Below are 23,779 nucleotides of genomic sequence, written 5' to 3' on the forward strand. Positions count from 1 at the left end.
GGAGTGCTCAAATGATCTCAACCTTGCGACGTGGCCTGTTGGTATTGCTCGCGGCCTTGCCTTTAATGGCTAACGCCGTGGCGGCGCCTTCCGCGCACGATCTGGTACAGGACACCACCAACCGGATGTTGGCCGACCTTGCGGCCAATAAAGAGAAGTACAAGCAGGATCCGAACGATTTCTATGCGGCGCTCAACAGCATTGTCGGACCGGTGGTGGATGCCGAGGGCATCTCCAAAAGCATCATGACGGTCAAGTACTCGCGCAAAGCCACGCCGCAGCAGATGAAGACCTTTGAAGAAAACTTCAAGAAAGGCCTGTTCCAGTTCTATGGCAATGCCTTGCTCGAGTACAACAACCAGGGCATCACCGTTGATCCTGCCAAGGACGAGTCGGGCGACCGCACGAGCGTCGGCATGACCGTCAAAGGCAGCAATGGCGCGATCTATCCGGTGTCCTACACCCTGGAAAAGGTCGGCGGCGAGTGGAAGCTGCGTAACGTCATCATTAACGGTATCAACATCGGCAAGCTGTTCCGCGATCAGTTCGCCGACGCCATGCAGCGCAATGGCAACGATCTGGACAAAACCATCAACGGTTGGGCCGGTGAAGTCGCCAAGGCCAAGCAAACCGCTGAACAATCCACCGAGAAACAGACCCAATGAGTGAGTCGGCAGTCCTGATGGACGAAGCCGGCGAACTGCGGCTGAGCGGCGTGCTGGATTACAGCACCGGCCCCGCCCTGCGCAAGCAGGGTAAGGCGCTGATCGAGGCGAGCAAGGCCGCGGCATTGGTGGTTGATTGTTCTGCGGTCACCAAGTCCAGCAGCGTGGGGCTATCCTTGTTGCTGTGCTTCATGCGTGACGCACAGGCGGCCGGCAAACCCTTGAGCATCCGCGGGATGCCGGAAGACATGCGTGAAATCGCTCAGGTCAGCGAATTGACCGAGCTGTTGGCGCAACCCTAACTCGCATCTACAAAGAAGCCCCCCGTCAGAGTCCTGCTTCCCGGGGTTCGCAGGCGCGGGGCTTTTTTGTATGATGTCCGACCCGCGCGCACAGGGCGCCGATTGAGGTTGAGCATGCAGGCCGTAGAAGTGAAAAGCTTCCTTGAAGCAAAGCTGCCAGGAACGCAGGTGGAAGTTGAAGGCGAAGGCTGCAATTTCCAGCTGAACGTGATTAGCGATGAACTGGCGGCATTGAGCCCGGTCAAGCGTCAGCAGCAGATCTATGCCCATTTGAACCCATGGATCACCGATGGCAGCATCCATGCGGTCACTATGAAATTTTTCAGCAGCGCGGCCTGGGCCGAGCGCACCTGAGCCCAAGGGCGTCGAGATTCTTATGGATAAATTGATTATTACTGGCGGTGCTCGTCTTGACGGCGAAATCCGCATCTCCGGGGCAAAGAACTCTGCCCTGCCGATCCTTGCGGCCACGCTGTTGTGCGATGGCCCGGTGACCGTTGCCAACCTGCCGCACCTGCACGACATCACCACCATGATCGAACTGTTCGGTCGTATGGGGATCGAGCCGGTCATCGACGAGAAACTGGCCGTCGAAATCGACCCGCGCACCATCAAGACCCTGATCGCTCCGTACGAACTGGTTAAAACCATGCGTGCGTCGATCCTGGTACTGGGCCCGATGGTTGCCCGCTTTGGTGAAGCCGAAGTGGCGCTGCCTGGCGGTTGTGCCATCGGTTCGCGTCCGGTCGACCTGCACATCCGTGGCCTGGAAGCCATGGGCGCAATCATCGACGTCGAAGGCGGCTACATCAAGGCCAAGGCCCCTGAAGGCGGCCTGCGCGGTGCGCATTTCTTCTTCGACACCGTCAGCGTGACCGGCACCGAAAACATCATGATGGCCGCTGCACTGGCCAAAGGCCGCAGCGTACTGGCGAACGCCGCGCGCGAGCCTGAAGTGGTCGACCTGGCGAACTTCCTGAACGCCATGGGCGCCAAGGTTTCCGGCGCTGGCACCGACACCATCACCATCGACGGCGTCGAGCGTCTGCATACCACCACTTATAAAGTAATGCCTGACCGTATCGAAACCGGCACCTACCTGGTGGCGGCTGCGGTGACCGGCGGCCGTGTGAAGGTCAAGGATACCGATCCGACCATCCTCGAAGCCGTGCTGGAAAAGCTCCGCGAAGCGGGCGCTGAAATCACCACCGGCGAAGACTGGATCGAGCTGAACATGCACGGCAAGCGGCCTAAAGCCGTCAACGTGCGCACCGCTCCATACCCTGCGTTCCCGACCGACATGCAGGCGCAGTTCATCTCCCTCAACGCCATTGCCGAAGGCACGGGTGCAGTGATCGAGACGATCTTCGAAAACCGTTTCATGCATGTGTATGAACTGCACCGCATGGGCGCCAAGATCCAGGTCGAAGGCAACACCGCCATCGTCACCGGTACCGAAAAACTCAAGGGCGCGCCAGTCATGGCCACCGACCTGCGAGCTTCGGCCAGCCTGGTGATTTCGGCCCTGATCGCTGAAGGCGATACCCTGATCGACCGCATCTACCACATCGACCGTGGTTACGAGTGCATCGAAGAGAAACTGCAGATGCTGGGCGCCAAGATCCGTCGCGTTCCGGGCTAGTGGTTGCAGAAGGGGCACAGGGAAGTGCCCATTGGTTTGTTTCAAGTCGAGCCGGTCCCCCGGCTCGATGTATGTCCGGCGCCGTTTGCGACCGGGCATGAGTACCTTGATAAGGACTGACGTTTCCCATGTTGACCATCGCACTGTCCAAGGGCCGCATCCTTGACGACACCCTGCCGCTTCTGGCTGAAGCGGGCATCGTGCCGACCGAGAATCCGGACAAGAGCCGCAAGCTGATCATCCCCACGACCCAGGAGGATGTCCGCCTGCTGATCGTACGTGCCACCGATGTGCCGACCTATGTCGAGCATGGCGCCGCCGACCTGGGTGTCGCCGGCAAAGACGTGCTGATGGAATATGGCGGCCAGGGCCTCTACGAGCCACTGGACCTGCAAATTGCCCAGTGCAAACTGATGACCGCCGGCAAGGTCGGCGCGGTGGAGCCTAAAGGCCGTCTGCGCATCGCCACCAAGTTCGTCAACGTTGCCAAACGCTACTACGCCGAGCAGGGCCGTCAGGTCGACATCATCAAGCTCTACGGCTCGATGGAGCTGGCCCCGCTGATCGGTCTGGCGGACAAGATCATCGACGTGGTCGACACCGGTAACACGCTGCGGGCCAACGGCCTGGAGCCCCAGGATTTCATCGCGGCCATCAGTTCCCGGCTGATCGTCAACAAGGCTTCGATGAAAATGCAGCACGCCCGTATCCAGGCGTTGATCGACACCCTGCGCAAGGCAGTGGAGTCTCGACACCGCGGCTGATTTACCTGCACGCCCGTAAGGCGTGCCCGTCTATCCGCCTCATAGCCAGAATTCTCAGGTGCCCAAGCGGAAACGACTGCTAAGTTAGGGCGCCTGAGTTTTTTGCCAATTCTATGAGGCTCTCGCTATGACCGCACCGACTGCAATTCGCCGACTCAACGCTGCTGATCCGGATTTCGCGCATCATCTGGATCATCTGCTGAGCTGGGAAAGTGTGTCCGACGACTCGGTCAACCAGCGAGTGCTGGACATCATCAAAACCGTGCGTGAACGTGGCGATGCGGCGCTGGTGGAATACACCCGCCAGTTCGACGGACTGGATGTCGCCTCCATGGCCGACCTGATCCTGCCGCGCGAGCGTCTGGAACTGGCACTGACCCGCATCACCGTGGAGCAACGCGAAGCCCTGGAAAAAGCCGCGGCCCGTGTGCGCAGCTACCATGAAAAACAGAAACAGGATTCCTGGAGCTACACCGAAGCCGACGGCACCGTACTGGGCCAGAAGGTCACGCCGCTGGACCGCGCCGGCCTGTACGTGCCGGGTGGGAAGGCTTCGTACCCGTCTTCAGTGCTGATGAATGCGATTCCGGCCAAGGTTGCCGGCGTGACCGAAGTGGTCATGGTGGTCCCGACCCCGCGCGGTGAAATCAACGAACTGGTGCTGGCCGCCGCCTGCATCGCTGGCGTGGACCGCGTGTTCACCATCGGTGGCGCGCAAGCCGTGGCCGCGCTGGCCTATGGCACCGAAAGCGTGCCGCAGGTCGACAAAGTGGTCGGCCCGGGCAACATCTATGTGGCCACCGCCAAGCGCCACGTGTTTGGCCAGGTCGGTATCGACATGATTGCCGGTCCGTCGGAGATTCTGGTGGTGTGCGACGGCCAGACCGACCCGGACTGGATCGCCATGGACCTGTTCTCCCAGGCCGAGCACGACGAAGACGCTCAAGCGATTCTGGTCAGCCCGGATGCCGAGTTCCTCGACAAGGTGGCCGCCAGCATCGCCAAGCTGCTGCCGACGATGGATCGTGCCGCCATCATCGAAACCTCGATCAACGGCCGTGGTGCGCTGATTCACGTGCGTGACATGGAACAGGCCATGGAAGTCGCCAACCGTATCGCCCCGGAACACCTTGAACTGTCCGTCGCCGACCCGCAGGCCTGGTTGCCGAAAATCCGCCACGCCGGCGCGATCTTCATGGGCCGTCACACTTCCGAAGCGCTGGGCGACTACTGCGCAGGTCCGAACCATGTGTTGCCGACTTCCGGCACGGCGCGATTCTCCTCGCCGCTGGGTGTGTATGACTTCCAGAAACGCTCGTCGATCATCTTCTGTTCCGAAGCCGGTGCTTCCGAACTGGGCAAGACCGCCTCGGTGCTGGCCCGTGGCGAATCGCTGAGCGCCCACGCGCGCAGCGCCGAATACCGCATTCTCGACGAAAAAAAGGGGAACTGAGCATGAGTAAATTCTGGAGCCCATTCGTCAGGAATCTGGTGCCGTACGTACCGGGCGAGCAGCCGAAGCTGGCCAAACTGGTCAAGCTCAACACCAATGAAAACCCCTACGGCCCATCGCCAAAAGCCTTGGCGGCGATGCAGACCGAACTGAACGACAACCTGCGCCTGTACCCGGACCCCAACAGCGATCTGCTCAAGAACGCCGTTGCCAACTATTACAGTGTGCAAAGCAACCAGGTGTTCCTCGGCAACGGTTCCGACGAAGTCCTGGCGCACATCTTTCACGGCTTGCTGCAGCACGATAAACCGCTGCTGTTCCCGGACATCAGCTACAGCTTTTACCCGGTTTACTGCGGCTTGTACGGCATCCAGTTCGACGCGGTACCACTGGACGAACAGTTCCAGATCAACCCGGCCGACTATGCCAAGCCGAACGGCGGGATCATCTTCCCCAACCCGAACGCCCCGACCGGTTGCCTGCTGGCCCTGGACGCGGTCGAGCAGATCCTCAAGGCCAGCCCTGATTCGGTCGTGGTGGTCGACGAGGCGTACATCGACTTCGGTGGCGAAACGGCGATCAGCCTGGTGGACCGTTATCCGAACCTGCTAGTAACCCAGACCTTGTCCAAGTCCCGCTCGCTGGCTGGCCTGCGGGTTGGCCTGGCCGTGGGGCACGTGGACCTGATCGAGGCGCTGGAGCGAATCAAGAACAGCTTCAACTCCTACCCGCTGGACCGCATGTCCAATGTCGGTGGGGCGGCAGCGTTCGAAGACCGTGAGTATTTCGACAAGACTTGCGGGCTGGTGATCGAGAGTCGCGAGAAGCTCGTTGCGCAGTTGCAGGCCAAGGGCTTTGAAGTGCTGCCGTCAGCAGCGAACTTCATCTTTGCCCGTCACCCCAAGCACGATGCGTCAGAGCTGGCGGCGAAATTGCGTGAGCAGGGTGTAATCGTTCGGCACTTCAAGCAGGAGCGCATTGCGCAGTTCCTGCGGATTTCGATCGGCACGCCTGAACAGAACCAGGCACTGATCGACGGCCTGGGCGACCTCTGACCCTGTGGGAGCGGGCTTGCTCGCGAAGGCGGTGCTTCAGTTAACATTTATGCTGACTGATACACCGCTTTCGCGAGCAAGCCCGCTCCCAAAAGGGGTTGCGGGTTGGGTTACTGCTCTTCTTTCTCTTTGACCGGCGCAGGCGGTGGACGCAAGCCGATTTCCGCCGTGAGCTTGAGCTCCTTGCCGTTGCGCATCACCTGGATCGTGACCTTGTCGGTCGGCTTGATCCGCGCCACCTGATTCATCGAGCGGCGGCCATCGCCGGCCGGTTCGCCATCGATGGCCAGGATCACGTCACCCAGTTGCAGGCCGGCCTTCTGCGCCGGGCCGTCACGGAAAATCCCGGCGACCACGATGCCAGGTCGTCCCGACAGACCGAAAGACTCCGCCAGCTCCTGGGTCAACGGCTGCACTTCAATCCCGAGCCAGCCCCGAATCACCTGGCCGTGCTCGATGATCGACTTCATCACTTCCATCGCCAGTTTCACCGGGATCGCAAAGCCGATGCCCTGCGAGCCGCCCGACTTGGAGAAAATCGCCGTGTTGATGCCGGTCAGGTTGCCACTGGCATCCACCAGCGCACCGCCGGAGTTGCCGGGGTTGATGGCGGCGTCGGTCTGGATGAAGTCTTCGTAGTTGTTAAGGCCCAACTGATTGCGCCCGGTGGCGCTTATGATGCCCATGGTCACGGTCTGGCCGACGCCGAACGGGTTGCCGATGGCCAGCGCAACGTCGCCGATGCGGAGATTGTCGGAGCGGCCGACGGTGATCGAAGGCAGGTTCTTCAAGTCGATCTTCAACACCGCGAGGTCGGTTTCCGGGTCGCTGCCGATCACCCGCGCCAGGGTTTCGCGACCATCCTTGAGCGCCACCACGATCTGGTCGGCGCCGCTGGTCACGTGGTTGTTGGTCAGGATGTAACCTTCCGGGCTCATGATCACGCCCGAACCCAGGCTCGATTCCATGCGCTTCTGCTTGGGCGAGTTGTCGCCGAAGAATCGACGGAACTGCGGATCCTCGAACAGCGGATGGTTGGGCTTGTTGATGACTTTGGTGGTGTACAGGTTCACCACCGACGGCGCGGCGGTGGTCACCGCGTCGGCATAGGACACCGGGCCTTGCTGCATGCTGGTGGTTTGCGGGGCTTGTTGCAGGTTGACGTCGAGGCTTGGAAGCCCGACCCACTGCGGGTAACGCTGGATGATTAACAGAGCGACAAGCACGCCGGCCAACAACGGCCAGCCGGAAAAACGCAGCGCCTTGAGCATTAAGCACGTCCTGAAAGGTTGCAGGCGGTTAGGGACCGCCCATAATGTCGCGCATTATACGAGGCCGCGCGCGCCTCTGAACGGGATATTTAGGAGTCTTTTATGGCCGTCGCCCTGAGCACACTCGTCGAAGAAGCCGACCGTTACCTCAACGCTGCAAGGATCGCCGATTATTGCCCCAACGGCCTGCAGGTCGAAGGCCGGCCGCAGGTGATGCGCATCGTCAGCGGCGTGACCGCCAGCCAGGCCTTGCTCGATGCCGCGGTAGAAGCCAATGCCGATCTGGTGCTGGTGCACCACGGCTATTTCTGGAAAGGCGAGAACCCGTGCATCACCGGCATGAAGCAACGGCGCCTGAAGACCTTGCTCAAGCACGACATCAGCCTGCTCGCCTACCACCTGCCGCTGGACTTGCACCCGGACGTCGGCAACAACGTGCAGCTTGCTCGACAGTTGGATATCACGGTCGAAGGACCGCTCGACCCGGACAACCTGAAAATCGTCGGTCTGGTCGGTTCGTTGAGCGAGCCTGTGACGGCGCGGGACTTCGCCCGGCGTGTGCAAGAGGCCATGGGGCGTGAGCCGCTGCTGATTGAAGGCAGCGCGATGATCCGTCGCGTCGGCTGGTGTACCGGCGGTGGCCAGGGCTACATCGACCAGGCGATCCAGGCGGGCGTCGACCTGTACCTGAGCGGTGAAGCCTCGGAGCAAACCTTCCACAGCGCCCGGGAAAACGACATCAGCTTCATCGCCGCCGGTCACCACGCCACCGAGCGCTACGGCGTTCAGGCTCTGGGCGATTACCTGGCCCGACGATTCGCCCTGGAACACATCTTCATCGATTGCCCCAACCCGATCTGAATCCACAGCCCTCTGTAGGAGCGAGCTCGCGATGAACCTGAGCGCTCCACGGGGCGCCAGGCTGTCAGCGTTATCGTTGACGACCATCGCGAGCAAGCTCGCTCCTGCCTATGAGCGTTACGCCCAAACACAGGGGCATATTCATATACCCTTTCGATCTAGTCGGCGTCCTGATTAGAAGCGGGACGCTGTGCTAGGATTCCTCGCTCGAACACGGCCCGCTGGCCGTTCATAAGAAAGTTTTCGTGAGTAGCCATGGTCGACAAACTGACGCATCTGAAACAGCTGGAGGCGGAAAGCATCCACATCATCCGCGAGGTGGCCGCCGAGTTCGATAACCCGGTGATGCTGTACTCCATCGGTAAAGACTCCGCCGTGATGCTGCACCTGGCACGCAAGGCATTCTTCCCCGGCAAGCTGCCGTTTCCGGTGATGCACGTCGACACCCGCTGGAAATTCCAGGAGATGTACAAGTTCCGCGACAAGATGGTCGCTGACCTGGGCCTGGACCTGATCACCCACATCAACCCCGACGGCGTGGCGCAGAACATCAACCCGTTCACCCACGGCAGCGCCAAGCACACCGACATCATGAAGACCGAAGGCCTGAAACAGGCCTTGGACAAGCATGGTTTCGACGCTGCGTTCGGTGGTGCCCGCCGCGATGAAGAGAAATCCCGTGCCAAAGAGCGCGTGTACTCGTTCCGCGACAGCAAGCACCGCTGGGACCCGAAAAACCAGCGCCCGGAGCTGTGGAACGTCTACAACGGCAAGGTCAACAAGGGCGAATCCATCCGTGTCTTCCCGCTGTCGAACTGGACCGAGCTGGACATCTGGCAGTACATCTACCTCGAAGGCATCCCGATCGTGCCGCTGTACTTCGCCGCCGAGCGTGAAGTCATCGAGAAGAACGGCACACTGATCATGATCGACGACGAGCGCATCCTCGAGCACCTGAGCGATGAGGACAAAGCCCGCATCGTCAAAAAGAAAGTGCGTTTCCGTACCCTTGGCTGCTACCCGTTGACGGGCGCGGTGGAGTCCGAGGCCGAAAGCCTCACGGACATCATTCAGGAAATGCTCCTGACGCGAACTTCCGAGCGCCAGGGCCGTGTCATCGACCACGATGGCGCAGGCTCGATGGAAGACAAGAAACGTCAAGGTTATTTCTAAGGGGCTGTCATGTCGCATCAATCTGATTTGATCAGCGAGGACATCCTCGCCTACCTGGGCCAGCACGAACGCAAAGAGCTGCTGCGCTTTCTGACCTGCGGTAACGTCGACGACGGCAAGAGCACCCTGATCGGGCGCCTGCTGCACGACTCCAAGATGATCTACGAAGATCACCTGGAAGCCATTACCCGCGACTCGAAGAAAGTCGGTACCACCGGCGAGGACATCGACCTGGCGCTGCTGGTCGACGGCCTGCAGGCCGAGCGTGAGCAGGGCATCACCATCGATGTCGCCTACCGCTACTTCTCCACCGCCAAGCGCAAATTCATCATCGCCGACACCCCCGGCCATGAGCAGTACACCCGCAACATGGCCACCGGTGCGTCCACCTGTGACCTGGCGATCATCCTGGTCGACGCCCGCTACGGCGTGCAGACCCAGACCCGTCGCCACAGCTTCATTGCCTCGCTGTTGGGCATCAAGCACATCGTCGTCGCCATCAACAAGATGGACCTCAAGGACTTCGACCAGGGCGTGTTCGAGTCGATCAAGGCCGACTACCTGAAGTTCGCCGACGGCTTGAAGATGAAGCCGACCAGCATGCACTTCGTGCCGATGTCGGCCCTCAAGGGCGACAACGTGGTGAACAAGTCCGAGCGCTCGCCGTGGTACACCGGCCAGTCGCTGATGGAAATCCTCGAGACCGTGGAAGTGGCGGGCGACCGCAACTTCACCGACCTGCGTTTCCCGGTGCAGTACGTCAACCGTCCCAACCTGAACTTCCGCGGTTTCGCCGGCACCCTGGCCAGCGGCATCGTCAAGAAGGGTGACGAAGTCGTGGTCCTGCCGTCGGGCAAGAGCAGCCGCGTGAAATCCATCGTCACCTTCGAAGGTGAACTGGAGCACGCAGGGCCCGGTCAGGCTGTGACGCTGACCATGGAAGACGAGATCGACATCTCCCGTGGCGACCTGCTGGTGCATGCCGACAACGTGCCGCCGGTCACCGACAGCTTCGAAGCGATGCTGGTGTGGATGGCTGAAGAGCCGATGCTGCCGGGCAAGAAATACGACATCAAGCGCGCCACCAGTTACGTGCCGGGCTCCATTGCCAGCATCGTCAACAAGGTCGACGTGAACACCTTGGAAGAAGGCCCGGCCAGCGCGCTGCAGTTGAACGAAATCGGCAAGGTCAAGATCGCGCTCGACGCGCCGATCGCCCTCGACGGTTACGACAGCAATCGCACCACCGGCGCATTCATCATCATCGATCGCCTGACCAATGGCACCGTCGGCGCCGGCATGATCGTCGCGCAGCCCGTGGCCCACGGCACCAGCACCCACCACGGCAAGCTGGCCCACGTTGCCACCGAAGAGCGTGCACAGCGCTTCGGCCAGCAACCGGCCACCGTGTTGTTCAGTGGCCTGTCGGGCGCGGGTAAAAGCACCCTGGCCTACGCCGTGGAGCGCAAGCTGTTCGATATGGGCCGTGCGGTATTTGTGCTCGATGGCCAGAACCTGCGTCACGACCTGAACAAAGGTCTGCCACAGGACCGCGCCGGGCGTACCGAGAACTGGCGTCGTGCCGCGCACGTGGCGCGTCAGTTCAACGAAGCGGGTCTGCTGACCCTGGCCGCGTTCGTCGCGCCGAGTGCCGAAGGGCGTGAGCAGGCCAAGGACCTGATCGGCAAGGAGCGTCTGCTGACGGTCTACGTCCAGGCCTCGCCGACGGTCTGCGCCGAGCGTGACCCACAGGGCCTGTACGCCGCTGCCGGGGACAACATCCCGGGCGAGTCCTTCCCGTACGACGTGCCGCTGGATGCCGATCTGGTGATCGACACCCAGTCCGTGTCCCTGGAAGAAGGCGTCAAGCAAGTGCTTGCGTTGCTGCGTAGCCGCGGCGCGATCTAAGCGTTCGCCGCCCATGAAAAACCCGCCGATGAGTGATCATCCGGCGGGTTTTTTGTGTCTTGCGATATTCAAATGTGGGAGCGGGCTTGCTCGCGAAAGCGGTGTGTCAGTCGACCTGAAGGGTGAATGTCGGTCCGCATTCGCGAGCAAGCCCGCTCCCACATGGGTTCAGCGGCGAACAGGGAATTCCCGGTGCATCTGCCCCAGCAACGCATCCTTGTCCTCCCAAAGCTGGTTGATCCAGCCCTGGAACTGCAAGCGATACTCGCCATCCTGGTCGTAGTTCTTGCCAATGAACTGCGGCGGAATCTTCAGCTCTTCAAAATGCACCACCACATGCTTCACATTCCCGCACAGCAGGTCCCAGAAACCGGGACGCCCGGCCGGGTAGTGAATCGTCACGTTGACGATCGACTCCAACTGCTCGCCCATCGCATCCAGCACGAAGGCAATGCCGCCGGCCTTGGGCTTGAGCAAATAGCGAAACGGTGACTTCTGCTGGGCATGCTTGCCTTCGGTGAAGCGCGTGCCCTCGACGAAATTGAAGATGCCCACCGGGTTGTTGCGAAACTTCGCGCAGGTCTTGCGGGTGGTCTCCAGGTCCTTGCCTTTCTTCTCCGGGTGTTTTTCCAGGTAGGCCTTGGAGTAACGCTTCATGAACGGAAAGCCCAGCGCCCACCACGCCAGCCCGATCACCGGCACCCAGATCAACTCCTGCTTGAGGAAAAATTTGAGCGGCTGGATGCGGCGGTTGAGCACGTATTGCAGCACCAAAATGTCGACCCAGCTCTGGTGGTTGCTGGTGATCAGGTAGGAGTGCTGATAATCGAGGCCTTGAAGGCCGCTGATGTGCCAGCGGGTACGGCGCACCAGATTCATCCAGCCTTTGTTGACGCTGATCCAGGCTTCGTGGGTATGGCTCATCAACCAGCCAGAAAGACGCTGGGTGAGGGCGAACGGCAAGGCCTTGATCAGGGCCACGCAGAACAGGAACGAGCAGAGCACAATCGTGTTCAGCGCCAACAGCAACGAAGCAATCACACCGCGAACCGGTGCAGGTAGAAAGTCCAGCATTTAAACATCCATAGGTCGGTTGGCTGCCTGGATCGCGGTCAGCGCGATGGTGTAGACGATGTCATCGACCTGCGCGCCGCGCGGCAAGTCGTTCACCGGTTTGCGCAGGCCTTGCAGCATCGGGCCGAGGCTGACGCAATCGGCGCTGCGTTGCACGGCCTTATGGGTGGTATTGCCGGTGTTGAGGTCGGGGAACACGAACACCGTGGCGCGACCGGCCACCTGGCTGTTCGGCGCCAATTGCCGGGCAACGGTTTCGTTGGCCGCAGCGTCGTATTGCAACGGGCCGTCGATCAGCAGCGAGTGCTGCTGTTCATGGGCGAGCAACGTCGCTTCCCGGACCTTTTCAACTTCTTCGCCGCTGGCCGATTCACCGCTGGAATAGCTGATCATCGCCACCCGCGGCGTAATGCCGAAGGCCGCTGCCGAGTCCGCGCTTTGCAGGGCGATTTCCGCCAGTTCGGTGGCGCTCGGGTGCGGGTTCATCACGCAGTCGCCGTACACCAGCACTTCTTCGGGAAACAGCATGAAGAACACCGACGACACCAGGGTGCAGCCCGGCGCGGTCTTGATCAGTTGCAGGGCGGGGCGAATGGTGTTGGCGGTGGAGTGAATCACCCCGGACACCAGGCCATCGACTTCATCGAGCGCCAGCATCATGGTGCCGATCACCACCGTGTCTTCCAGTTGCTGCTCGGCCATCGGCGCGTTGAGGCTCTTGGACTTGCGCAAGGCAACCATCGGCTCGACATAGCGCCCACGGATCAGGTCCGGATCGAGGATCTCCAGACCTGGCGGCAGCTCGATATCGTGGGCACGAGCGACGGCTTCGACGTCGGCCGGTTTGGCCAGCAACACGCAACGGGCGATACCGCGAGCCTGACAGATCGCCGCCGCTTGCACGGTCAACGGCTCGCTGCCTTCGGGCAGGACGATGCGCTTGTTGGCATTCTGCGCGCGTTGGATCAGTTGATAGCGGAACACCGCCGGCGACAGGCGCATTTCCCGGGGCGTGCCACAGCGCTGGTGCAGCCAGTTGGCGTCCAGGTGGCTGGCGACGAAGTCGGTGATGATCTCCGCACGCTCGCGGTCGTCGATCGGGATTTCCTTGTTCAGGCCGTTCAACTGGTTGGCGGTGTCGTAGGAGCCGGTGCTCACCGACAGCACCGGCAGCCCGGCCTGCAACGCGCCACGGCACAGGTCCATGATGCGCGGGTCGGGCAGGGTGTCGCTGGTCAGCAACAGGCCGGCCAGTGGCACGCCGTTCATGGCCGCCAGGCTGACGGCGAGGATGATGTCGTCGCGATCGCCAGGGGTCACCACCAGCACGCCGGGCTTGAGCAGCTCCACGGTGTTGCGCATGGTGCGGGCGCAAATGATGATTTTGCTCATGCGCCGGGTTTCATAGTCGCCGGCATTGAGCACCTGCGCGCCCATCAGGTCGGCCACATCGCGGGTGCGCGGGGCGTTCAGTTCCGGCTGATACGGGATGCAGCCCAGCAAGCGGAAATCGCCGCTGCGCAGCAGGGGCGAATGTTCTTTGAGGCGCGCAGAAAAGGCCTCCATGGTTTCGTCGGTCTTGACCTTGTTAAGGATCACGCCGAGCACTTTCGGGTCTTTCGGACCGCCGAACAGTTGCGCCTGCAACTCCACGCGACCGGACAATTCGGTCAGCACTTCGTTTTCCGGCGCCGACACCAGGATCACTTCGGCATCCAGGCTCTTGGCCAGGTGCAGGTTGACCCGCGCGGCGTAACTGGCGCTGCGGGTCGGCACCATGCCCTCGACGATCAACACGTCCTTGCCGATGGCGGCCTGCTGATACAGGGTGATGATCTCTTCGAGCAACTCATCGAGCTGACCGTCGCCGAGCATGCGCTCGACATGGGCCAGGCCCAGTGGCTGCGGCGGTTTCAGACCGTGGGTGCGTGCCACCAGTTCGGTTGAACGTTCAGGCCCCGTATCGCCCGGATGGGGCTGGGCGATCGGTTTGAAGAAGCCGACCTTGAGGCCGGCCCGTTCCAGGGTACGCACCAGCCCGAGGCTGATGGAGGTCAGGCCCACGCCGAAATCGGTGGGCGCGATAAAAAAAGTTTGCATGCGGATTCTCTGGAGGAGCATGGCAATGGTGACGGCCTATGGCTGGCCGACTACCGAAATTCAGTCGCCAAGGTTATCGCTAACCGAGCCCTGTGCGCACCAACCGCAGGCAAAGGGATGGCCTATTTTTTCCTGGCGTCGGGCAGGGTCCATCACCCAGGGCCGGGATTGCCAGGGCGGCTGGTGGCGCAGATGCTGGGTGTGGCCGCAGGAAAGCTCGGCCACCCAATGGCCGTCTTCATCTTGGTGAAAGCCCGTGAGGGTCACACCCCGTCTGTCCGGGTTGTGTTCGCTTTCGGGCGATTGCTTCGCTAAACTGGGTCTTTCATTATTCTTTTGCAAAGGTCTCGCCCCATGCTGATCGCCGCCAATAAGGCTGTCTCCATCGACTATACCCTGACCAACGACGCTGGTGAGGTCATCGACAGCTCCGCCGGCGGCGCGCCGCTGGTCTACCTGCAAGGCGCAGGCAACATCATCCCTGGCCTGGAAAAGGCGTTGGAAGGCAAGGCTGTCGGCGACGAGCTGACCGTAGCCGTTGAACCGGAAGATGCCTACGGCGAATACGCTGCCGAACTGGTCAGCACCCTGAGCCGCAGCATGTTCGAAGGCGTCGACGAACTGGAAGTGGGCATGCAGTTCCACGCTTCCGCTCCGGACGGCCAGATGCAGATCGTCACCATCCGCGATCTGGACGGCGACGATGTGACTGTCGACGGCAACCACCCATTGGCTGGTCAACGCCTGAATTTCCAGGTCAAGATCGTCAACATCCGTGATGCCAGCCAGGAAGAAATCGCTCATGGTCACGTCCATGGCGAAGGTGGCCATCACCACTGATTTTCTGCGCTAAGCTCAGATGACTGGAGAGGCGCCCCGAGGGCGCCTTTTTAGTCTGCGGCTGTCCCAGTCGACACCGACAAGTGGTTGTTTCGAGAAAAACACGGGAATCTGGAGTACGTCATGAGTGCTTTTCACGACCTTAATTTGACAGCCCTGGATGGCAAGGCGCTGCCTTTGGCACCTTTCAAGGGGCACGTCGTGCTGGTGGTCAACGTTGCCTCCAAGTGCGGCCTGACGCCACAGTACGCGGCGCTGGAAAACCTCTACCAGCAATACAAGGGCAAGGGGTTCAGTGTGCTGGGCCTGCCGTGCAATCAGTTTGCCGGGCAGGAGCCGGGTTCCGAGCAAGAGATCCAGGAGTTTTGCAGCCTTAACTATGGCGTGACCTTTCCGTTGTCCAGCAAGCTGGAAGTCAACGGCCATGACCGGCATCAGTTGTACAAACTGTTGGCGGGCGAGGGCGCGGAATTTCCCGGTGACATCACCTGGAATTTCGAGAAGTTTCTGCTGGGCAAGGACGGACGCGTGCTGGCGCGGTTCTCGCCCCGTACGGCACCGGACGACCCCACCGTCATCCAGGCCATTGAAAAAGCCCTGAGCTGACACCTCCCTGCTGTGTAGGAGCGAGCTCGCTCGCGATGGACGTGAACGATGACGCGGGTGACCTGATACCCGTGGCGTTCTCAGGTTCTTCGCGAGCGAGCTCGCTCCTACAGTGGTTACGTCTTTTGATCCTTAATCACCCAAATCAATAGTGCTGTTCAGCGCGCACGATCCTCCATATTATCGCCGTCATAAAGTCTATTCCCGTGGAGCGTCCAAATGCCCGTCAAAGCCCTGTTCAAACCGTTCCACCTCGGCACCCTCGAACTGCCGACCCGCGTCGTCATGGCGCCGATGACCCGCTCGTTCTCCCCAGGCGGTGTGCCTAATTCCAAAGTGATCGAATACTACCGTCGTCGCGCCGCGGCCGGCGTTGGCCTGATCATCACCGAAGGCACCACCGTCGGGCATAAGGCCTCCAACGGCTATCCGAACGTGCCGCATTTCTATGGCGAAGCAGCACTGGCCGGCTGGAAAAAAGTCGTCGACGCGGTGCATGCCGAAGGCGGCAAGATCGTTCCTCAGCTGTGGCACGTGGGCAGTGTGCGCCGCATCGGCACCGAGCCGGACGCCAGCGTGCCGGGCTACGGCCCGTCGGAAAAAATCAAGAACGATCAGGTCGTGGTCCACGGCATGAGCAAGCAAGACATTCAGGACGTGATCGCCGCGTTCGCCCAGGCGGCCAAGGATGCCCAGAGCATCGGCATGGACGGCGTGGAGATCCACGGCGCCCACGGCTACCTGATCGACCAGTTCTTCTGGGAAGGCAGCAACCAGCGTACCGACGAATACGGCGGCGATCTGGCCAACCGTTCGCGTTTTGCCATTGAGCTGATCCAGGCCGTGCGTGCCGCAGTCGGCGAAGGTTTTCCGATCATCTTCCGCTTCTCCCAGTGGAAGCAGCAGGACTACACCGCGCGCCTGGTGCAAACCCCGCAAGCCCTGGGTGAGTTCCTCAAGCCGTTGGCCGATGCGGGCGTGGATATTTTCCATTGCTCGACCCGCCGCTTCTGGGAGCCGGAATTCGACGGTTCTGAACTGAACCTGGCCGGCTGGGCCCGCAAACTCACCGGCAAACCGACCATCACCGTCGGCAGCGTCGGCCTGGACGGCGAGTTCCTGCAGTTCATGGTCAACACCGACAAAGTCGCGCAGCCGGCCAGCCTGGAAAAACTGCTGGAGCGGTTGAACAACGATGAGTTTGACCTGGTAGCGGTAGGGCGTGCCCTGCTGGTGGACCCGGATTGGGCGCAGAAAGTGCGTGACGGTCGTGAGGCAGACATCCTGCCGTTCAGTCGTGAGGCGTTGATGACGCTGGTTTAAGCGGCGTTTCATCCTGCCCTTCGCGAGCAAGCCCGCTCCCACATTGGAGTTTCAGTGGCCGCCGAATGTATGTGCGGCGCCTATCAAATGTGGGAGCGGGCTTGTTCGCGAAGACGGAGTGGCTGACAGCAAGAATTCAGAGCAAAGTCTGTGCATTGGCAACCAACGGCTCCCCCAGACAAGCCCCCCGCAACTGTCCCTCGAACTGCTCGATAATCGCCGCCCAACCCTGCCGACTGGCATGCTGGCGCGCATTGAGCCGCATGCACCGCAGAGTCTCGCGCTCCTCCAGCATCCAGACCGCCGCGTCGCAGAACGCTTCTTCATCCCCCGGCATCGCCAGCACGCCGTTGTAGCCATGGCGAATATGCTGTGCCGCCGCAGCCTGGTCGTAAGCCACCACACCCAACCCGGAGGCCAGCGCCTCGAGCACCACGTTGCCGAAGGTTTCAGTCAGGCTCGGAAACAGAAAAACGTCCCCCGACGCATAGTGACTGGCCAGGGCTTCGCCCCGTTGCGAGCCGCAGAAAATCGCCTCGGGCAGTTCCTGCTCCAGCGCTGCCCGTTGCGGGCCGTCGCCGATGATGATCAGTTTTATTTTTCGCTGTGGATAAGTCGTGGCCAGCGTGTCAAAGCAGCGTTTGAGCAAGCCCAGGTTTTTCTCCGGTGCCAGGCGTCCTACATGGATGACGGCGATGTCCTTCTCACCCAGCCCCCATTGCTCACGCAGAGACGGCAGACGTTTGACCGGGTGAAACAACTGACTGTCGACCCCTCGGGACAGCAACGCCAGCCGCTCGAAATGCCGACGCTCAAGCTCCATCCGCTGGCTGACGCTTGGCACCAGGGTCAGGTTCGAGCGATTGTGAAACCAGCGCAGATAGTGGGTCAGCAGGCGTGACAGCAAGCCGAGCCCGTACTGGCTGGAATACTGTTGGAAATTGGTGTGAAAGCCGCTGACCACCGAAATCCCCAGGCGACGTGCCGCTCGTAACGCGGACAACCCCAGCGGTCCCTCGGTAGCGATATACAACACGTCCGGGCGATGGCGTTTCCAGCGCCGCAACAGCTTGTGCATCGACGACTGACCCCATTGCAGGCCCGGATAACCCGGCAGCGGCCAGCCGCGGCACAGCAGCAATTCATCGTCGCCGCCCGCCGCCTGATCGCAACCCTGACGCGGTCGCACCAATTCCACCTGATGCCCACGCGCACGCAAACCATCGCACAAGCGGCCAAGGGTATTGGCCACGCCGTTGATTTCGGGAGGGAAGGTTTCGGTGATCAGGGTGATATGCAGAGCTGTCGTCATGGCCTCAGTGTCGGCTGAGGCCGTGTCGTCGTCATGGCGATTTGATGATGGATTTATGACTGCACGGCAAGGTTCTGCGCACCGCGCTCACGCACCCAGAACAGGGTCGCGCCGGCCACGGCGGCCGGCATCATCAGGATATTGACCACCGGAATCAGCAGCACCAGGTAGACAATCCCGCCAAAACTCATGCTCTGCCAGCGCTTCTGCCGCAGCCAGGCGAGCATCTCGTTCCAGCCCAGCTTGTGGTTGTCCGCCGGGTAGTCGATGTACTGGATCGCCATCATCCACACCCCGAACAGCAGCCAGAGCGGCGCGGCCACAATATTCACCACGGGGATGAACGAGAGAATGAACAGGCCGATGGCCCGGGGCAGGAAGTAACCGAGCTTGCGCATTTCCCGGGCCAGGGTCCGGGGGATCATCGCGATCAGTTCGCCCCAGCTGAAGGCCGGGAAATCGTCGGTGCCGCGGATCACCACCTCGACCTTCTCCGCAAGAAAACCATTGAACGGTGCGGCGATCACGTTGGCGAGCAGGGTGAAGGTGAAAAACACCATCAACACCACCAGCACCACGAACAGCGGCCACAGGATGTAACTAAGGAAACTCAGCCAGTCGGGCAGGGACGGCATCAGCGTATCGACCCACAGGCTGAATTGATGGCCGGCCAGATAAATCAATCCGACGAACAGCACCAGGTTGATCATCAGTGGAAGCAAGACAAAAAGGCGCAGGCCGGGGCTGAGAACCAGTTTCAGGCCTTCGCGCAGGTATTGCGGGCCGGACAGAACAGGGGCGGGCATAACGTGCTCCGAGCAGAGGGAAAACGCGCCGACCTTACCGGCTTTGCTGGAGAGGCGAAAGCGCGGCGGCGGTATCGACATTAACTGTAACAAAGGCGTCCGAATGCACACCGTGACGGCATAGAGACCACCTATGAGCTGGATTGTTAAACCGTATTTCCTTAATCTTCGCCCCCTCGATACTGTGCACTCATTCTTTTACAAGACTGTCGAAGTTCAAACCTTCGCCACGTGCTTTCAACGGTTCTTTTAATTTCCACCGGCAACCCGGCGTTCCGCGCCAGGTGTTTGGGGCCGGGTCAACAGGAGCAGGTCATGTCTGAAGTCCGTCATTCGCGAGTGATTATTCTCGGTTCCGGCCCTGCCGGTTACAGCGCCGCGGTCTATGCCGCCCGTGCCAACCTCAAGCCACTGCTGATCACCGGCATGCAGGCCGGCGGTCAACTGACCACCACCACCGAAGTCGACAACTGGCCGGGCGACGTCCACGGCCTGACCGGCCCGGCGCTGATGGAGCGCATGAAAGAGCACGCCGAGCGCTTTGAAACCGAGATCGTGTTCGATCACATCAATGCCGTGGATTTCGCTGCCAAGCCCTACACCCTGACCGGCGACAGCGCGACCTACACCTGCGACGCCCTGATCATCGCCACCGGCGCCAGCGCTCGTTACCTGGGCCTGCCGTCCGAAGAAGCGTTCATGGGCAAAGGCGTTTCGGCGTGCGCGACCTGCGACGGTTTCTTCTATCGCAACAAGCCAGTGGCTGTGGTCGGCGGCGGCAACACCGCGGTTGAAGAGGCCCTGTACCTGGCCAACATCGCCAGCACCGTGACCCTGATTCACCGTCGCGAAACCTTCCGCGCCGAGAAAATCCTGATCGACAAGCTCAACGCCCGTGTGGCCGAAGGCAAGATCATCCTCAAGTTGAACGCCACCCTGGACGAAGTCCTGGGCGACAACATGGGCGTGACCGGTGCTCGCTTGAAGAACAACGACGGCAGCTTCGACGAAGTGAAAGTCGACGGCGTGTTCATCGCCATCGGCCACACTCCGAACACTTCGCTGTTCGAAGGTCAGCTGACCTTGAAAGACGGCTACCTGGTGGTGCACGGCGGTCGTGAAGGCAACGCCACGGCCACCAACATCGAAGGTATCTTCGCGGCAGGCGACGTGGCGGACCACGTTTACCGCCAGGCCATCACCTCTGCCGGCGCCGGCTGCATGGCCGCACTGGATGCCGAGCGTTACCTGGATAACCTGCAGAACGCCAAGTTCTGAGGGTGTTGAAATGAAAAAACCGGCCTCGGCCGGTTTTTTTGTGCCCACGATTCAACGTCCGACACTGCCCCCTGTGGGAGCGGGCTTGCTCGCGAAAGCGTTGTGTCAGTCGACATAGATGCTCAATGACACACCGCCTTCGCGAGCAAGCCCGCTCCCACAGAGAAGTCGTGTTCAGGTCAGTTTGGCCAGGCACGCCTCGAGGATGTCCAACCCTTCCTCTAGCACCGCCGCCTCGATGGTCAACGGCGCCAACAGCCGAATGATGTGCCGTGACTTGCCGCTGGGCATCAGCAACAAACCGGCATCCCGTGCCAACCCCAGCAGTTGTGTCAGTTGCGCCGGGGCGGGTGTGCCATCGGCGTTGGCCAGCTCGATACCACGCATCGCACCCACCCCGGTCAGGCGTCCGAGGTACGGCGTCAGTTTGCGATCGCGCCAGGATTGGTAGCGACCGACAATCGCTTCCTCCTGCTGCGAGCCCCAGGCTTGCAGATGGGCATCGGTCATTTCGTCCAGGGTCGCCAGCGCCGCTGCACAGGCGATCGGGTTGCCGGAATAGGTGCCGCCGAGTCCACCCTTGGGCAAGTTGTCGAGCAGCGACTTGCGTCCCACCACCGCCCCCAGGGGCACACCGCCGGCGATACTTTTAGCGAGCAGGATCAGGTCCGGTTCGATGCCCAGGCGCGAAAAGGCAAAGCGCTGGCCCGTACGGCCGAACCCGGACTGGATCTCATCGGCGATCAGCAGAATGCCTTTGTCATCGCAAAATTTGCGCAGCGCCTGGGCGAACTCGACATCCATGGCCAGGAAACCCGCCTCGCCCTGCACCGGCTCGACGATGAAGCACGCCACGTCCTCGACGTCGATTTCGACGCTGAACAGTCGCTCCATGGCTTTTAGAGCCTCGGCGCAGGTCACGCCGTTGTCCGGGCTGGGGAAGGGCAGGTGATACACCGGCCCGGGCAACACGCCGACCTTCTGCTTGTAGGGCGCGACCTTGCCGTTGAGGTTGAGAGTCGCCAGCGTACGTCCGTGGAAGGCGCCATCGAAGGCGATGACAGCGGTGCGGCCGGTTGCGCCTCGGACGATCTTCAACGCGTTCTCGGCCGCTTCCGCGCCGCTGTTGGTGAGCATGCCGCTGACCGGGTAATCCACCGGAATGAACGCCGCCAGGCGATCCATGAGGTCGATATAGGGCGTATGGGGTGCGGCGTTGAACGCGTAGTGGGTCAGGCGGGTGGCTTGCTCGCGAATGGCCTCGACGATGCGCGGGTGGCAATGGCCCAGGTTCAGGACGCCGATCCCGCCGACGAAGTCGATGTAGCGTTTGCCGTCCGTGTCCCAGACCTCGGCATTCTTGCCGTGGCTGAGGGTGACAGGGTGAACGATGTTGATCGACTGGCTGATGGTTTCGCTGTGCATGAATGACCGGCTCGCAAGAAGGAGGACTTCTTTTTATCTAAGCCGCGAGCAGCCCTGGCGAGCAAACGAAATAAAGTCGCCGGGTCAATCTGAAAAGTCGGGATGTGTTTTCACCCTGTGGGAGCGAGCCTGCTCGCGATGGTCGTCAACGATTACGCTGGCTACCTGAAACCCCGCGGTGTTCCAGCTTTCATCGCGAGCAGGCTCGCTCCCACAGGGTTCAGGTTCAGGCACAGGTGTGAATCAGCGGCGGGTCAGGGGCTGTCGGGTGAACGTCACACCGGCCAGGCCATGAGCGATCAACGCACGAATATTGCCGTGATCGCTGCCCTCAGGCGTCGCCAGCACCGAGCGATAATGTTCGCCGAACGCCAGCAGGGCCTCTTCATCACTCAGGCCTTCGAGCAACGCCAGGCCCAGGGTCTTGCACGAACCTTCGTTCTGCCCGGCGGCGTTTTCCACGTCGCCGTTGGTGAAGGCCTGGGGCTGGTAGTCATAGCCGGCGGCAATGAACGCCAGGGTATCGGCGAAGGCGTGTTCGCCGCTCTTGAGGCTGGCGCGCAGGCTGTTCAGATCACTCATTGGGTTTTCCTTTGGCAAACGCCGTCTGTTGTTCGGCGCTGGCTTCTTGCTGGTATTGGGCTTTCCATTCGGCGTACGGCATGCCGTAAACCACTTCGCGGGCGTCGTCGAGGCTGACGTCGATCTGGCGTTCGTCGGCCGCTGCCTTGTACCACTTGGACAGGCAGTTGCGGCAGAAGCCGGAGAGGTTCATCAGGTCGATGTTCTGCACATCCTTGCGGCTGTCCAGATGAGCCACCAGCCGGCGAAAGGCGGCGGCTTCGAGTTCGAGGCGTTGTTGGTCGTTCATAGGGGTCTCTGACAGACAGCTGCAAGCGACAAGCTGCAAGCTGCGAGATGGGTTGCGGTGATTCGAAGTTTACTACTTGCAGCTAGCGGCTTGCCGCCAAAGTTATCGACACCGACTCGGCAAACCGCAGGGCATGGGGCTTGTCGACTTCGACCTCGGCGTACAGCACCGATTCGTTGGCCATGACCAGATCGAGGATCTCCTGGGTCAAGCGCTCGAGCAGGGCAAAGCGGTTGCCCTCGACGTGGGCGATGATGGCCTTGGTGATCGTGCGGTAGTTCAGCGCGTGGTCGATATCGTTGTCCCGTACCGCTTCCTGGGCCGCGTAGAGGATGGTCAGGTTGATCAACACATCCTGCTTGTTGAGGATTTCGTCCTCGTTGATGCCGATGTAGGTGCGCAGACACAGGTCCTTGACCCGGATGCGTGCCATGCCTGGTTGAAGTTGTGGCATTACTGCTTGCTCCGTCCAATCAATTGCAGGAACTCCTGGCGGGTATTGCTCGACTCGCGGAACGCGCCGAGCATCACCGAGGTGTTCATGGTCGAATTCTGTTTCTCGACGCCGCGCATCATCATGCACATATGCCGGGCTTCGATGACCACCGCGACACCGGCGGCCCCCGTCACTTGCTGCACCGCGTCGGCGATTTGCCGGGTGAGGTTTTCCTGGATCTGCAGGCGTCGGGCGAACATGTCCACCAGCCGCGCGATCTTCGACAGGCCCAGCACCTTGCCCGTTGGAATATAAGCCACGTGGGCCTTGCCGATGAAGGGCAGCAAGTGATGTTCGCACAGCGAATACAACTCGATGTTGTCGACGATCACCATTTCATCGTTGTCGGAGGCAAACAGCGCGCCGTTGACGATTTCTTCGACGCTTTGTTCGTAGCCGTGGCAGAGGTACTGCATCGCCTTGGCCGCGCGCATCGGGGTGTCGCGCAGGCCCTCGCGGTCGGGGTTTTCACCCAGGCCGATGAGGATCTCGCGGTACTGCTGGGACAGGGCGTTCTGGGGCCGAAGTAACGACATGGAAAATCCTCGCGGGAC

The 23,779-nt window shown here is 61.1% G+C and carries 24 protein-coding genes and 1 pseudogene; 14 read left to right on the forward strand and 11 right to left on the reverse strand.

Annotated features, from left to right (window positions below):
* The first annotated feature begins 11 nt into the window (after positions 1-11).
* From B0W55_RS07060 to hisC, 7 genes are all read left to right on the forward strand, one after another.
* Complete coding sequence (locus B0W55_RS07060) at positions 12-665, forward strand: phospholipid-binding protein MlaC (RefSeq protein ID WP_077045292.1); 654 nt, start codon at positions 12-14, stop codon at positions 663-665.
* Positions 662-967 carry a lipid asymmetry maintenance protein MlaB gene (locus B0W55_RS07065; protein ID WP_077045293.1) on the forward strand — a complete coding sequence of 102 codons (306 nt, stop codon included), beginning with the start codon at positions 662-664 and terminating at the stop codon, positions 965-967. Before B0W55_RS07060 ends, B0W55_RS07065 begins: the two co-directional genes overlap by 4 nt.
* 114 nt (positions 968-1,081) lie before the next feature.
* Complete coding sequence (locus B0W55_RS07070; protein WP_077045294.1) at positions 1,082-1,321, forward strand: BolA family protein; 240 nt, start codon at positions 1,082-1,084, stop codon at positions 1,319-1,321.
* A 22-nt stretch (positions 1,322-1,343) separates the two neighbouring features.
* Positions 1,344-2,609, forward strand: coding sequence for a UDP-N-acetylglucosamine 1-carboxyvinyltransferase (gene murA, locus B0W55_RS07075; protein WP_077045295.1), 1,266 nt, complete (start codon positions 1,344-1,346; stop codon positions 2,607-2,609).
* Between the two features lie 128 nt (positions 2,610-2,737).
* Positions 2,738-3,373 carry an ATP phosphoribosyltransferase gene (gene hisG / locus B0W55_RS07080; protein WP_008018703.1) on the forward strand — a complete coding sequence of 212 codons (636 nt, stop codon included), beginning with the start codon at positions 2,738-2,740 and terminating at the stop codon, positions 3,371-3,373.
* A gap of 127 nt (positions 3,374-3,500) precedes the next feature.
* Positions 3,501-4,826 carry a histidinol dehydrogenase gene (hisD, locus tag B0W55_RS07085; protein WP_077045296.1) on the forward strand — a complete coding sequence of 442 codons (1,326 nt, stop codon included), beginning with the start codon at positions 3,501-3,503 and terminating at the stop codon, positions 4,824-4,826.
* A 2-nt stretch (positions 4,827-4,828) separates the two neighbouring features.
* Positions 4,829-5,881: a histidinol-phosphate transaminase gene (hisC, locus tag B0W55_RS07090; RefSeq protein ID WP_077045297.1), complete on the forward strand. Its 1,053-nt coding sequence runs from the start codon at positions 4,829-4,831 to the stop codon at positions 5,879-5,881.
* Positions 5,882-5,991: 110 nt separating this feature from the next.
* Here the strand turns inward: hisC and algW are convergent, their stop codons facing one another.
* Positions 5,992-7,152 (reverse strand): Do family serine endopeptidase AlgW, encoded by a 1,161-nt coding sequence (gene algW / locus B0W55_RS07095; RefSeq protein WP_077045298.1) that lies wholly within the window; start codon positions 7,150-7,152, stop codon positions 5,992-5,994.
* Positions 7,153-7,254: 102 nt separating this feature from the next.
* Between algW and B0W55_RS07100 the strand changes: the two genes are divergently transcribed.
* The 3 genes from B0W55_RS07100 (at position 7,255) to cysN (ending at position 11,094) form a co-directional block, all read left to right on the forward strand.
* Complete coding sequence (locus tag B0W55_RS07100; protein ID WP_077045299.1) at positions 7,255-8,013, forward strand: Nif3-like dinuclear metal center hexameric protein; 759 nt, start codon at positions 7,255-7,257, stop codon at positions 8,011-8,013.
* Positions 8,014-8,268: 255 nt separating this feature from the next.
* Entirely contained in the window at positions 8,269-9,186 is a 918-nt protein-coding gene (gene cysD, locus B0W55_RS07105; protein WP_077045300.1) for a sulfate adenylyltransferase subunit CysD, read from the forward strand.
* A gap of 9 nt (positions 9,187-9,195) precedes the next feature.
* Positions 9,196-11,094 (forward strand): sulfate adenylyltransferase subunit CysN, encoded by a 1,899-nt coding sequence (cysN, locus tag B0W55_RS07110; protein WP_077045301.1) that lies wholly within the window; start codon positions 9,196-9,198, stop codon positions 11,092-11,094.
* A 168-nt stretch (positions 11,095-11,262) separates the two neighbouring features.
* Here the strand turns inward: cysN and B0W55_RS07115 are convergent, their stop codons facing one another.
* The 3 genes and pseudogenes from B0W55_RS07115 to B0W55_RS07125 all read right to left on the reverse strand — a co-directional run bounded on the left by B0W55_RS07115 (position 11,263) and on the right by B0W55_RS07125 (position 14,654).
* Positions 11,263-12,168 carry an acyltransferase gene (locus B0W55_RS07115; RefSeq protein WP_077045302.1) on the reverse strand — a complete coding sequence of 302 codons (906 nt, stop codon included), beginning with the start codon at positions 12,166-12,168 and terminating at the stop codon, positions 11,263-11,265.
* Entirely contained in the window at positions 12,169-14,268 is a 2,100-nt protein-coding gene (gene pta, locus B0W55_RS07120) for a phosphate acetyltransferase (protein WP_077045303.1), read from the reverse strand.
* Between the two features lie 60 nt (positions 14,269-14,328).
* Positions 14,329-14,654, reverse strand: a pseudogene (locus tag B0W55_RS07125) (DUF3565 domain-containing protein).
* Here B0W55_RS07125 and B0W55_RS07130 point away from each other — a divergent pair.
* The 3 genes from B0W55_RS07130 to B0W55_RS07140 all read left to right on the forward strand — a co-directional run bounded on the left by B0W55_RS07130 (position 14,623) and on the right by B0W55_RS07140 (position 17,037).
* The gene (locus B0W55_RS07130; protein ID WP_077045305.1) at positions 14,623-15,108 is read left to right on the forward strand and encodes a peptidylprolyl isomerase; all 486 of its coding nucleotides are present in this window, start codon (positions 14,623-14,625) and stop codon (positions 15,106-15,108) included. The pseudogene B0W55_RS07125 and the gene B0W55_RS07130 sit on opposite strands and share 32 nt — an antisense overlap.
* 123 nt (positions 15,109-15,231) lie before the next feature.
* Positions 15,232-15,714: a glutathione peroxidase gene (locus B0W55_RS07135; protein ID WP_077045306.1), complete on the forward strand. Its 483-nt coding sequence runs from the start codon at positions 15,232-15,234 to the stop codon at positions 15,712-15,714.
* A 219-nt stretch (positions 15,715-15,933) separates the two neighbouring features.
* Positions 15,934-17,037: an NADH:flavin oxidoreductase gene (locus B0W55_RS07140; protein ID WP_077045307.1), complete on the forward strand. Its 1,104-nt coding sequence runs from the start codon at positions 15,934-15,936 to the stop codon at positions 17,035-17,037.
* A 136-nt stretch (positions 17,038-17,173) separates the two neighbouring features.
* On the opposite strand, the gene B0W55_RS07145 is transcribed toward B0W55_RS07140, so the two are convergent.
* Positions 17,174-18,349 carry a glycosyltransferase family 1 protein gene (locus tag B0W55_RS07145; RefSeq protein ID WP_077045308.1) on the reverse strand — a complete coding sequence of 392 codons (1,176 nt, stop codon included), beginning with the start codon at positions 18,347-18,349 and terminating at the stop codon, positions 17,174-17,176.
* 53 nt (positions 18,350-18,402) lie between these two features.
* A complete protein-coding gene (gene cysZ / locus B0W55_RS07150) occupies positions 18,403-19,155 on the reverse strand; it encodes a sulfate transporter CysZ (protein WP_077045309.1) in 753 nt (250 codons plus the stop codon).
* Between the two features lie 315 nt (positions 19,156-19,470).
* On the opposite strand from cysZ, the gene trxB reads away from it, so the two are divergent.
* The gene (gene trxB, locus B0W55_RS07160; RefSeq protein WP_077045310.1) at positions 19,471-20,433 is read left to right on the forward strand and encodes a thioredoxin-disulfide reductase; all 963 of its coding nucleotides are present in this window, start codon (positions 19,471-19,473) and stop codon (positions 20,431-20,433) included.
* Positions 20,434-20,607: 174 nt separating this feature from the next.
* Here trxB and B0W55_RS07170 read toward each other — a convergent pair whose 3' ends face one another.
* From B0W55_RS07170 to folE, 5 genes are all read right to left on the reverse strand, one after another.
* On the reverse strand, positions 20,608-21,858 hold the full coding sequence (locus tag B0W55_RS07170; RefSeq protein WP_077045312.1) for an aspartate aminotransferase family protein: 1,251 nt from the start codon (positions 21,856-21,858) through the stop codon (positions 20,608-20,610).
* Between the two features lie 243 nt (positions 21,859-22,101).
* Entirely contained in the window at positions 22,102-22,440 is a 339-nt protein-coding gene (locus B0W55_RS07175; protein ID WP_077045313.1) for a HopJ type III effector protein, read from the reverse strand.
* Positions 22,433-22,729, reverse strand: coding sequence for a DUF1244 domain-containing protein (locus B0W55_RS07180; RefSeq protein ID WP_077045314.1), 297 nt, complete (start codon positions 22,727-22,729; stop codon positions 22,433-22,435). Before B0W55_RS07180 ends, B0W55_RS07175 begins: the two co-directional genes overlap by 8 nt.
* 82 nt (positions 22,730-22,811) lie before the next feature.
* The gene (gene folX / locus B0W55_RS07185; protein WP_077045315.1) at positions 22,812-23,183 is read right to left on the reverse strand and encodes a dihydroneopterin triphosphate 2'-epimerase; all 372 of its coding nucleotides are present in this window, start codon (positions 23,181-23,183) and stop codon (positions 22,812-22,814) included.
* Positions 23,183-23,761, reverse strand: a complete 579-nt coding sequence (folE, locus tag B0W55_RS07190) for a GTP cyclohydrolase I FolE (RefSeq protein WP_077045316.1) — start codon at positions 23,759-23,761, stop codon at positions 23,183-23,185. Before folE ends, folX begins: the two co-directional genes overlap by 1 nt.
* Positions 23,762-23,779 lie beyond the last annotated feature (18 nt).

This window comes from Pseudomonas sp. KK4 (genome assembly GCF_001984065.1).
Taxonomy (GTDB): Bacteria; Pseudomonadota; Gammaproteobacteria; order Pseudomonadales; family Pseudomonadaceae; genus Aquipseudomonas.